This window comes from Streptomyces rimosus subsp. rimosus, assembly GCF_000720725.1.
Classification (GTDB): Bacteria; Actinomycetota; Actinomycetes; order Streptomycetales; family Streptomycetaceae; genus Streptomyces; species Streptomyces rimosus_A.
This window is the reverse complement of the sequence record NZ_JOCQ01000008.1, coordinates 135,622-145,688: the sequence shown is the minus strand read 5'-3', so window position 1 is coordinate 145,688 and position 10,067 is coordinate 135,622. Positions and strand designations below refer to the sequence as shown.

At 72.3% G+C, this 10,067-nt stretch carries 9 protein-coding genes and 1 pseudogene; 6 read left to right on the top strand and 4 right to left on the bottom strand.

Translation table 11 applies throughout. The features are described from left to right. Positions 1-665, top strand: a pseudogene (locus IH45_RS0106705) (hypothetical protein); the annotation flags it as partial. Between the two features lie 85 nt (positions 666-750). On the opposite strand, the gene IH45_RS0106700 reads toward IH45_RS0106705, so the two are convergent. Next, positions 751-2,037 carry an adenylosuccinate synthase gene (locus tag IH45_RS0106700; protein WP_030662862.1) on the bottom strand — a complete coding sequence of 429 codons (1,287 nt, stop codon included), beginning with the start codon at positions 2,035-2,037 and terminating at the stop codon, positions 751-753. A 235-nt stretch (positions 2,038-2,272) separates the two neighbouring features. On the opposite strand from IH45_RS0106700, the gene IH45_RS0106695 reads away from it, so the two are divergent. After that, complete coding sequence (locus IH45_RS0106695) at positions 2,273-3,220, top strand: diacylglycerol kinase catalytic domain-containing protein (protein ID WP_030662859.1); 948 nt, start codon at positions 2,273-2,275, stop codon at positions 3,218-3,220. Between the two features lie 31 nt (positions 3,221-3,251). On the opposite strand, the gene IH45_RS0106690 is transcribed toward IH45_RS0106695, so the two are convergent. Further along, positions 3,252-3,770: a GbsR/MarR family transcriptional regulator gene (locus IH45_RS0106690; protein ID WP_030662856.1), complete on the bottom strand. Its 519-nt coding sequence runs from the start codon at positions 3,768-3,770 to the stop codon at positions 3,252-3,254. Positions 3,771-3,871: 101 nt separating this feature from the next. On the opposite strand from IH45_RS0106690, the gene IH45_RS0106685 reads away from it, so the two are divergent. The 4 genes from IH45_RS0106685 to IH45_RS0106670 all read left to right on the top strand — a co-directional run bounded on the left by IH45_RS0106685 (position 3,872) and on the right by IH45_RS0106670 (position 8,004). Further along, complete coding sequence (locus IH45_RS0106685) at positions 3,872-4,849, top strand: ABC transporter ATP-binding protein (protein ID WP_030662853.1); 978 nt, start codon at positions 3,872-3,874, stop codon at positions 4,847-4,849. Further along, positions 4,846-6,486: an ABC transporter permease gene (locus IH45_RS0106680; RefSeq protein WP_030662851.1), complete on the top strand. Its 1,641-nt coding sequence runs from the start codon at positions 4,846-4,848 to the stop codon at positions 6,484-6,486. Before IH45_RS0106685 ends, IH45_RS0106680 begins: the two co-directional genes overlap by 4 nt. Positions 6,487-6,924: 438 nt before the next feature. Next, positions 6,925-7,668: a DUF6082 family protein gene (locus IH45_RS1000000145070; RefSeq protein WP_158812950.1), complete on the top strand. Its 744-nt coding sequence runs from the start codon at positions 6,925-6,927 to the stop codon at positions 7,666-7,668. A 147-nt stretch (positions 7,669-7,815) separates the two neighbouring features. Then, on the top strand, positions 7,816-8,004 hold the full coding sequence (locus tag IH45_RS0106670) for a hypothetical protein (protein ID WP_078897308.1): 189 nt from the start codon (positions 7,816-7,818) through the stop codon (positions 8,002-8,004). 24 nt (positions 8,005-8,028) lie between these two features. On the opposite strand, the gene IH45_RS0106665 is transcribed toward IH45_RS0106670, so the two are convergent. After that, a complete protein-coding gene (locus IH45_RS0106665) occupies positions 8,029-8,685 on the bottom strand; it encodes a response regulator (RefSeq protein WP_030650902.1) in 657 nt (218 codons plus the stop codon). After that, complete coding sequence (locus tag IH45_RS0106660) at positions 8,682-10,040, bottom strand: sensor histidine kinase (protein WP_050514594.1); 1,359 nt, start codon at positions 10,038-10,040, stop codon at positions 8,682-8,684. Before IH45_RS0106660 ends, IH45_RS0106665 begins: the two co-directional genes overlap by 4 nt. Positions 10,041-10,067: the final 27 nt, after the last annotated feature.

The window sequence follows — 10,067 nt, the reverse complement described above, 5'->3', positions numbered from 1 at the left end:
CCGCGGCGCTCGCCTCGGCCCCCACCCCCGGCCAGGCCGCCCAGCCCGCGTACGCACCGGCACACGCCCCCACGCCCCCACCGGCCGCCCAGCGCCCCAACGGCACTTCCCACGCCCACCGCCGCAAGAGCCCCACCGGCCGCGGCAGCACCGGCCGCACCAGCCGCACCCGCGTCGCCGGTCTGGCCGCCGCCCTCGGCCTCGGCCTGGCCACCGCGGGCATCGGCATCGCCTACGTCCTGTTCAGCCCCGACGACGAGGAGGCGGCCGCGAAGGCCGACGGCGGCACCGTGACCGCCGCGGACGGCAAGGTCGGCAAGGCGGCCGGCAAGGAGCCCGGCAGCATCCCGCAGAAGTTCCTGGGCGAGTGGGAGTCCAAGAGCGTCAAGGGCAGCCCCGCCTACCGCTTCACCCTCACCCAGGGGGAGGTCGGCGACACCGTCATGGCCATGGAGGCGAACGGCGCCACCTACCACTGCGAGTTCAAGGCCATCCTCATGAACGCCGGCCCGCCGCTGCGCCTCGGCCCGACCACCGTCGTGGCGGGCCCGGCGACCGCCTGCCAGCCGGGCGCCCCCAGCACCCTGCGCATCCACGCCGACGGCAAGCTGCGCCGCGTGTTCGACAACGGCAAGGCGACGCTGACGTACACGAAGAAGAGCTGACCCCGCCGCCCGCCGGAAACGCGAGAGCCGCGTCCCCGCTCAGGAGCGGGAACGCGGCTCGAAACCGCCGGTCGCGTTCGTCCGGTCAGTCCAGGAACGAGTTGATCTGGATCGTCTCGTCCCGGCCCGGGCCGACGCCGATCGCGGAGATCGGGGCGCCCGACATCTCCTCCAGCGCCTTGACGTACGCCTGCGCGTTCTTCGGCAGCTCGGCGAAGGTCTTGGCCTTGGTGATGTCCTCGGACCAGCCCGGCAGCGTCTCGTAGATCGGCTTCGCGTGGTGGAAGTCGGTCTGGCTGTACGGCAGCTCCTCGACGCGCTTGCCGTCGATCTCGTAGGCGACGCAGACCGGGATCTGCTCCCAGCCGGTGAGCACGTCCAGCTTGGTGAGGAAGAAGTCGGTCAGGCCGTTGACGCGGGTCGCGTAGCGGGCGATGACCGCGTCGAACCAGCCACAGCGCCGGTCACGGCCGGTGGTGACACCGCGCTCGCCGCCGATGGTGCGCAGCGCCTCGCCGTCCGCGTCGAACAGCTCGGTCGGGAACGGACCGGCGCCGACCCGGGTCGTGTACGCCTTGAGGATGCCGATGACCCGGCTGATCTTCGTGGGGCCGACCCCCGCGCCGGTGCAGGCGCCGCCCGCGGTCGGGTTGGAGGACGTCACGAACGGGTAGGTGCCGTGGTCCACGTCGAGCAGCGTGCCCTGGCCGCCCTCGAAGAGGACGACCTTGCCGTCGTCGATCGCGTTGTTCAGCAGGAGGGTGGTGTCGGCCACGTAGCCCCGGATCTGGTCCGCGTAGCTGAGCATCTCCTCGACGACCTGCTCGGCGACCACCGCGCGGTGGTTGTAGAGCTTGGCCAGCACCTGGTTCTTGAAGTCGAGGGCCGCCTCGACCTTCTGGTGCAGGATCGACTCGTCGAAGAGGTCCTGCACCCGGATGCCGGTGCGGTTGATCTTGTCGGCGTAGGTCGGGCCGATGCCCCGGCCGGTCGTACCGATCTTCCGCTTGCCGAGGAAACGTTCCGTGACCTTGTCGACGGTGATGTTGTACGGCGTGATCAGGTGCGCGTTACCGCTGATCAGCAGCTTGGACGTGTCGACGCCGCGCTCGTTGAGTCCGCTCAGCTCGGAGAGCAGGACCGCCGGGTCGACGACGACACCGTTGCCGATGACCGGGGTGCACCCCGGCGAGAGGATTCCGGAAGGGAGAAGGTGCAGCGCGTATTTCTGGTCGCCTACGACAACCGTGTGACCGGCGTTGTTGCCGCCCTGGTAACGCACCACATAGTCGACGGACCCACCGAGCAGATCGGTGGCCTTTCCCTTGCCCTCATCACCCCACTGAGCACCGAGCAGCACAAGTGCGGGCACAGGCGTACACCCCTTCCGGGCGGGGCATGTCCAACGTGCGCGAGGCCGTATGCGTGCGGACGCATGCGTACGGCACCGCTGAAGCCGTCGAACCGGTGCCCCGGAATAGACGAAGCCCCTGGCGCAATCGCGCAAGGGGCTCTTGCACCGAGATGCTACCTGAGGAAGGACCGAGGTGTCGGCGCAGCCATCTGGGCACTGCTTTCCGGACGGGGTCCGGGGGCACCCCCTGCTCGTGGTCATCGACCCGGTCGCCCGCAGAACGGACGGGGAGTCCGTACGCATCGCGAAGGATGTCCTGTGCGCGGGCGCGGCCGCTAAGATCTGCCTCCCGGACGGCCCCGAGGAGTACGCGCGGGCGCTCGCCCGCCGCGGCCATCGCCGCCCCGTGGTGATCGGCGACGACCGCGCCCTGCTGCGGGCGGTGGCGTTGCTGCACAAGGAGCGCGACCTGGCGGGGGTGGCCCTCGCGGTCGTGCCGGTGGGCGCGCCGGGCGCGGTGGCGCTGTCGCGCGCGCTGGGCGTGCCGACGGACACCGTCGCCGCGGCGCGGACGGTCCTGGACGGTACGGAACAGAGCCTGCACCTGCTCACGGACGACAGCGACGGCATCGTGCTGGGTGGCCTGGACATCCCCTCCGGGACGGAGGAGGACGAGCGGCCCCGCCGCCGCAAGCGCTCCGGCGGGGCGCACCTGCCGGGGCCCCGTGAAGGCTCGGACAACGCGGCACAAGGCGCGCCGGAACCCCTGGCGCCGGAAGAGGGGCCGGGGGCCGATGCCCGCCGGGACGCACCCGCCGCGTGGTGGCGCGCACCGCTCCGTAAGGCGCGTGCGGCCCTGGCACTGCTGACCCCGCGTACCCGCCCCGCGGCCGGCGACCGGTCGGCCCCGCCCGGCCACCGGCTGCGGATCGAGGCGGACGGCGTGGTGCTGGCCGATCTGGACCGGCCGGTGCGGTGGGTCTCGGTGACCCCGGGCGACGGCGCGGACGGCAGCGGGCTGGCCGAGGTCGTCGTCCACTGGCAGGCGGCCGAGCCTCCGGTACGGGCCCGCGCGCGGGCGGTGACCGTGTCCGGCGCCGACTTCCGCTACCGGGCGGACGTGGTGGTCGGCGGCCCGGTCAGGACCCGTACGTGGACGGTGCAGCCGGGCGCCTGGCGATTGACGCTGCCGCACGGCTGACGCCGGGGCGGCGCCGCGCGGCGGCCGTGCCTCAGCTCTCCTCCGCCAGCCGCTGTGCCCGGTGCTCGCGCCAGCGTTCCAGCAGTACGTCCAGCTCGCCCTGCATGAACTCGAAGAACTCGACGGTCTCGGCGACCCTGGCGCCGGCGGGCGTGTCGGGTCCGAGGGTCTTCGCGCCCTCCCGCAGCACTTCCTCCCAGCGGGTCAGCACCTTCTCGCGGTTGCCCAGGGTCTCGTACCAGAGCTCGTTGTAGAGCCGGTAGCGGTCCCGCCGGGTGCCCGGTTCGCGCTCGCGGCGGACCATGTTGACCTGCACCAGGTAGCGGACCGCGCCGGACACGGCGGCGGGACTGATCTGCAGCTGTTCGGCCAGCTCGGCCGAGGTGAGGGTGCCGGAGTCGGAGGCGAGCAGCGCCGCGAAGACCCGGGAGGCCATCCGCTGCATGCCCGCCTCGGTCAGCTCCGCCGCGAAGCGTTCCACGAAGCGCGAGACCGCCTCCTCGTCCCGCCCGGCGCTCTGGCCCTGGTGCTGCTCTGCCTGCTCGCTCACCGTCTCATCCTCTCCCCTGCTCCCCCGGCCCGGAACGTTCCCTCAACTTTATACGGTTTCTTAACTTCACAAATTTGTGAAAGCAGCGTACGTTCAGAAGCATGACGAAGGCAATCACGGTGTCCGGCCTCCGCAAGGCGTTCGGCCGGACCCAGGCGCTGGACGGTCTCGACCTCGACGTCGAGGCGGGCGAGGTGCACGGCTTCCTCGGCCCCAACGGCGCGGGCAAGTCCACGACCATCCGCGTCCTGCTCGGCCTGCTGCGCGCCGACGGGGGTGGCGCGCACCTGCTGGGCAAGGACCCGTGGCGGGCCGCGGTCGAGCTGCACCGCCGGATCGCGTACGTCCCCGGGGACGTCACGCTGTGGCGCAACCTCTCCGGCGGCGAGGTCATCGACCTGTACGGGCGGCTGCGCGGCGGCCTGGACAAGGCCCGCAGGGCCGACCTCCTGGAGCGCTTCGAGCTGGACCCCACCAAGAAGGGCCGGACGTACTCCAAGGGCAACCGCCAGAAGGTCGCCCTGGTCGCCGCGTTCGCCTCCGACGTGGACCTGCTCATCCTCGACGAGCCGACCTCCGGGCTGGACCCGCTGATGGAGGAGGTCTTCCAGGACTGCGTCGAGGAGGAGCGGGACCGCGGCCGTACGGTCCTCCTCTCCAGCCATGTGCTGTCCGAGGTCGAGGCGCTGTGCGACCGCGTCAGCATCATCCGCAAGGGCCGCACCGTCGAGTCCGGCTCCCTCGCCGACCTGCGGCACCTCACGCGTACGAGCGTGACCGCCGAACTGGCCGGCGCGCCCAACGGCCTCTCGGGCCTGCCCGGCGTGCACGATCTCGACATCCAGGGCCACCGGGTCCGGCTCCAGGTGGACACCGACAAGCTCGACGCGGTGCTGCGCTCGCTCAGCCGGTCCGGGGTCCGCAGCCTGACCAGCACGCCGCCGACGCTGGAGGAGCTGTTCCTGCGGCACTACCAGGACGACACCCTGGACGGCACCCAGACCCCGGAGCCCGCCGCCTCCGCCCCTGTCGCCGGCTCCGGCTCCGGCTCCGGCTCCGAGAAGGCGGCCCTGCGATGACCGCCGTGACGCTCCCCGCGGCCGCCCGTACCGGCGGCTCCCACGACCTGGCCGGCACCGGCGCCCTGCTGCGCCTGGCGCTGCGCCGCGACCGGCTGATGATCCCGGCCTGGGTGGTACTGCTCGGACTGACCGTCGTCAGCATGAGCGGCGCCCTCGAAAAGCTCTACGACACGCCCGCCAAGCGCGCCGACGTGGCGAGCTCGATGACCGGCAACGGCTCCCTGCGCGCCGTCTACGGCCCGGTGTTCGACGACTCGCTCGGCGGCTTGACCGCCTGGCGCATCGGCTGCATGGCCGCGCTGCTGGCCGGCGTGATGAGCCTGCTGATCGTCGTACGCCACACCCGCGAAGAGGAGGAGACGGGCCGCCAGGAGCTGCTCTCGGCGGCCATGGTCGGCCGGCGCGCCCCGCTCACCGCCGCCCTGCTCGCCGCACTCGTCGCCGACGCCGCGCTGGCCCTGCTCATCGCGGCCGGGCTGGCCGGGGCCGGGCAGCCGGCGGGCGGCGCGCTGGCCCTCGGCCTCGCCGTCGGCGGCACCGGCCTGGTCTTCGCGGGCCTGGCGGCGATCACCGCGCAGCTCACCGAGAGCGCGCGGGCCGCCAAGGGGCTGGCCGGGGCCGCCCTGGGCGCGGCCTTCGTCCTGCGGGCCGCGGGCGACGCCGCCACCGAGGACGCCTCCTCCCCGCTGACCTGGGCCTCGCCGGTCGGCTGGGCCGAGCAGCTGCGCGCGTTCGCCGACGAGCGCTGGTGGGTCCTGCTGCTCTTCCTCGCCGGTACGGCCGTCACGGTCGGCGCCGCGTACGCGCTCACCGCCCGCCGCGACCTCGGCATGAGCTTCCTGCCCGCCCGGCCGGGACCGGCCCGCGCATCCGCCTCCCTGAACGGCGCCACCGGCCTGGCCTGGCGACTCCAGCGGACCACCCTGCTCGGCTGGTCGGCCGGCTTCCTGCTGGCCGGAGCGGTCTTCGGCGGCATCACCGACGGCGCGTCCGACCTGGTCGGCGACAACGAACAGGCCCGCCGGATATTCGAGCGCATGGGCGGCCAGCAGGGCCTGTCCGAAGCTTTCATATCCGCCCTGACCGGCATGCTCGGCATGGTCGCGGCGATCTACGCGGCGGGCGCGGTGCTCCGGCTGCGCGGCGAGGAGACCGGCGACCGCGCCGAACCGGTGCTGGCGGGCGCCGTCGGACGGCTGCGCTGGGCGGCCGGACACCTGGCCATCGCCTTCCTCGGCACGGTCGTCGTGCTGCTCCTGGGCGGCCTGGGCCTCGGCCTCACGTACGGCCTGACGATCGGCGACGTGAGCGGGCAGCTCGGCCCCGCGACGGGCGCGGCGCTGGCCCAGATCCCGGCGGTCTGGACGCTCACCGGTCTGGCGGTGCTGCTGGTCGGCGCGCTGCCCAAGGCCTCGGCCGGCACCTGGGCCGTGGTCGGCTGCTGCCTCGGCATCGGCTGGGTGGGCCCGGCCGTCCAGCTCCCCCAGTGGGCGATGAACCTGTCGCCGTTCAGCCACCTGCCGAAACTGCCCGGCGGCGAGGCCACCGCGGCACCGTTCCTGTGGCTGCTCGCCCTGACGGCGGTGTTCGTGACGGCGGGCCTGACCGCGCTGCGCCGCCGCGACATCGGCTGATCACCAGGGCCGTCCTACGTGCGGCGCCGGACCTGCTCCGCGCAGCTTCACGGCCGTGAAAGCCGCCGTGCAGACCCGCCGCCCCTCAGACGTGCGGCGCCGGAGCTGTAGCGGACTCCGGCGCCGCACTTTCCCGTACGCCGACCATGCGTCGTACGGCGGGAGTGATCCCCGCCCGGGGGCGTACGCCCACCCGGCGCCCGCGCTCCCCACCCGCTCCAACTGGTAGAGACCTCATGCCGCCACCGCTGCTCCCCAAGCGACCGGAAAAGACCAGTGGAGCGGGAGTGGAACATTCCACGCCTGTGTGCTCCCGGCCACGCCGCCGGACGCGGTTGTCCGCGTTTCCCCTTGGGCACAACCCCCGCGAGCGGCGATGGCGGCGCTTATGCGGCCGGCACGCCGCGGTTTCGCGCCTAGGGGCGGGCGGAGGTATCCGTGAATCGAGTAGGACCACGCAAGGCGATTTGGGTACTGCAAAATCTGGGGGTCGTCCTGGCGGCCGGCGCGGCTTGTGTGCTGCTCAGCCTGATCATGACGATGGTGCCCGGACTGCGCACCCCGGGCAGTGGAAATGCGGGCCAGGCCTATGGCGCCGCGGCGTCCTCCACTGCCGTACTGGTGCTGTTCTACATGGCGAGGACGCTGCGCCTGCAACGTGACGAGACCTCGCTGCAACGCCAGGAACTGGAACTGCAACGCGCGGAAATGCGGCTGCAACGCACCGAGCTGGAGCTCCAGCGGGACGAGATGCGCCGGTCCGCGGGCGAACTGCACCGCAGCGCCGAGGCCGGTCTGCGGCGACTGCACATGGACCTGCTCAAGATGAGCATCGCCGACCCGGAGCTGGCCGAGGTATGGCCCGCGTTCGCCCCGGGTCTGTCGGTGAAGGAGAACCGGCAGTACCTGTATGCCAACCTGATCTACTCCCACAGCATGCTCGTCCACAAGCTGGGAATGACGAGCGACCGCGAAATGCTCGGGCACCTGCGCTACATCACCGACACCCCGGCCTTCCGGGGTTACTGGGAATCCGCGCGCTTCATGCGCGACGAGATGGACCCCACCTCGCACGAACACCACTTCGCCGTACTCGTCGACGAGGCGCTGACCCAGACGAACGCACAAACACCTCACATGCCGAATCTGCGTTTGATCGACGGCCAACACACCGAGCAGTGAAACGCTCACCGGTGTAACGACTTCCACCGAAAGGGAGCACTTCCGCAATTCGGCTCACGCTGCCGCGCACCGCCGGGGTATCCCGGCCCGGTGACAGCACCAGAGATTTCCCGACGGTTGGGCGCCACCCCTCAGGAGCGCGGCAGTGTGGGCAACGGCAGTTGCCCCGACCTCTTCGAGCTGAGCGACGGCCGCTTCGCCGTCATCGGCACCGACATGACAGCCGACCTGGACGCGAAGCTGCCGGACGACGCGAGCCGCGCCGACTACGAACGCATCGTGGTGATCACCCGCGACACCCTGCTGCGGGCCAGGGCCGACATCGCCGCGCTGTGACCCGGCGGCCCGGCCCGCAGCTCCTCAGCCGCCCGGCGTGACCAGCCGGGCCTCGTACGCGAAGACCGCCGCCTGGGTGCGGTCGCGCAGTCCCAGCTTCACCAGAATCCGGCTGACGTGCGTCTTCACCGTCGACTCGGCCACGACCAGATGCTCGGCGATCTCACCGTTGGACAGGCCCTGGGCCACCAGCACCAGGACCTCGGTCTCCCGCTCGGTGAGGTCGCCGACGCGCTCCTGCGTCGGCGCCCGCGGCGTACCGAGCTTGGAGAACTCCGAGATCAGCCGCTTCGTGACGGCCGGCGCGAGCAGCGCCTCGCCGTTCGCCACGATCCGTACCCCCTCCGCGAGCTGCCCCGCCGAGGCGTCCTTGAGCAGGAAGCCGCTGGCCCCGGCCCGCAGCGCCTGGTACACGTACTCGTCCAGGTCGAAGGTGGTGAGCACCAGCACCTTGGCGTCCGCGTCCGCGGCGACGATCTCGCGGGTCGCCTCCAGCCCGTTCATCTGCGGCATCCGGATGTCCATCAGCACCACGTCCGGGCGCAGCTCGGCGACCTTGGCCACCGCCTGCCGCCCGTCCACCGCCTCGCCGATGACCTCGATGTCCGGCATCGCGCCCAGCAGCACCGAGAAGCCCTCGCGGACCATGACCTGGTCGTCCACGATCAGTACGCGGATCATCCCGCCGTCTCCCCCTTCGCACCCGGCGTCGCCGGGACCGGTATGAACGCCGCGACCTCGAACCCGCCGTCCTCGGTACGGTCCGCGGTGATCTCGCCACCCAGCATCTGCACCCGTTCCCGCATGCCCAGGACGCCGTGCCCGGCCCCCGGCGACGGCTTGGCCAGCCGGCTCGGCGCCCCGTTGACGATACGCAGTCCGAGCCCGCCGAGCACGTACGAGATCTCCACCCGCGCCTCGGCGCCCGGCGCGTGCCGCAGCGTGTTGCTCAGCGCCTCCTGGACGATGCGGTACGCGGACAGCTCGACGCCCTGCGGCAGCGGCCGCGCCGCGCCGGTGATCACCGCCTCGACCTCCAGTCCCGCGCTGCGCACGCTCTCCAGCAGCGCATCGAGGCTGGCCAGCGTCGGCTGCGGCGCCTCGGGGTCGGCGTCGGCGAAGGCGTCCGGGTCCTCGGACCGTACGACGCCGAGGATGCGGCGCAGCTCGGTCAGCGCGGCCACCGCGTTCTCCCGGATGGTCGAGAAGGAGGTGGCCAGCTCGGGCGGGGTGTCCTTGACGCGGTAGGGGGCGGCCTCCGCCTGGATGGCGATGACCGACATGTGGTGCGCGACCACGTCGTGCAGCTCGCGGGCGATCAGCGCGCGCTCCTCCAGAAGGGTGCGCCGCGAACGCTCCTCGGCGGTGGCGGTCCGCGTCTCGACGACGTTCTGCCGCTCCTCGCGCCAGGCGCGGATGGCGGCGGCGGGCACCAGCACGAACACCGACATCACCGCGAACGGCGCCACGTCCGAGACCGCCCGGGGCATCAGCAGCGTCAGCACCCCGGTCCCGGCCATGGTCAGCAGCCACATCTCCAGGGCGAGCCGGGGGCGGGTGCGCAGGACGACCAGCGCCATCACCGCGAGGTGCGCGGCCAGGCTGATGTCGAACCAGCCCCGCCCGGCCCCGGCCAGGCCACTGCCCATCATCGCGAACAGGAGCGCCCCGGCCGAGATCCAGAACGCGCCGATCGGGCGGAACAGCGTCAGGGCGATCGGCATGGCGGTCAGGAAGCAGTAGACCACCGCGATGAAGGACCCGATCGGCCCGTGGCCCGCCGTCTGTGTGACGATCACGAGGAACACGAAGGCGGTGATGCCGCCGAGCGCCAGGTGCGGCGCCCAGCGCACATAGCGCCGCAGCCGCTGCGGGAGCCACGCCCACCCGGAGACCCGGGCGTCGTCCAGGGGCAGCATCGGGCGGAAGGCGAAGGCGTCCACGATCAGGTCCTGGCGCAGCCGGTGCAGCGCGCCGCGGACGAGTCGGGCTTCCGAGCGCAGGTCGTCGCGCCGCGGGTGAGTCGTCTGGTTCACGCACACCACGGTATGCAGCGCACGGCC

What these genes read in the sequence shown, in the direction of transcription:
- IH45_RS0106685 (WP_030662853.1), top strand. Translation starts at nt 3,872, where the DNA reads ATGACGAAGGCAATCACGGTGTCCGGCCTCCGCAAGGCGTTCGGCCGG.
- IH45_RS0106680 (WP_030662851.1), top strand. Translation starts at nt 4,846, where the DNA reads ATGACCGCCGTGACGCTCCCCGCGGCCGCCCGTACCGGCGGCTCCCAC.
- IH45_RS0106665 (WP_030650902.1), bottom strand. Translation starts at nt 8,685, where the DNA reads ATGATCCGCGTACTGATCGTGGACGACCAGGTCATGGTCCGCGAGGGC.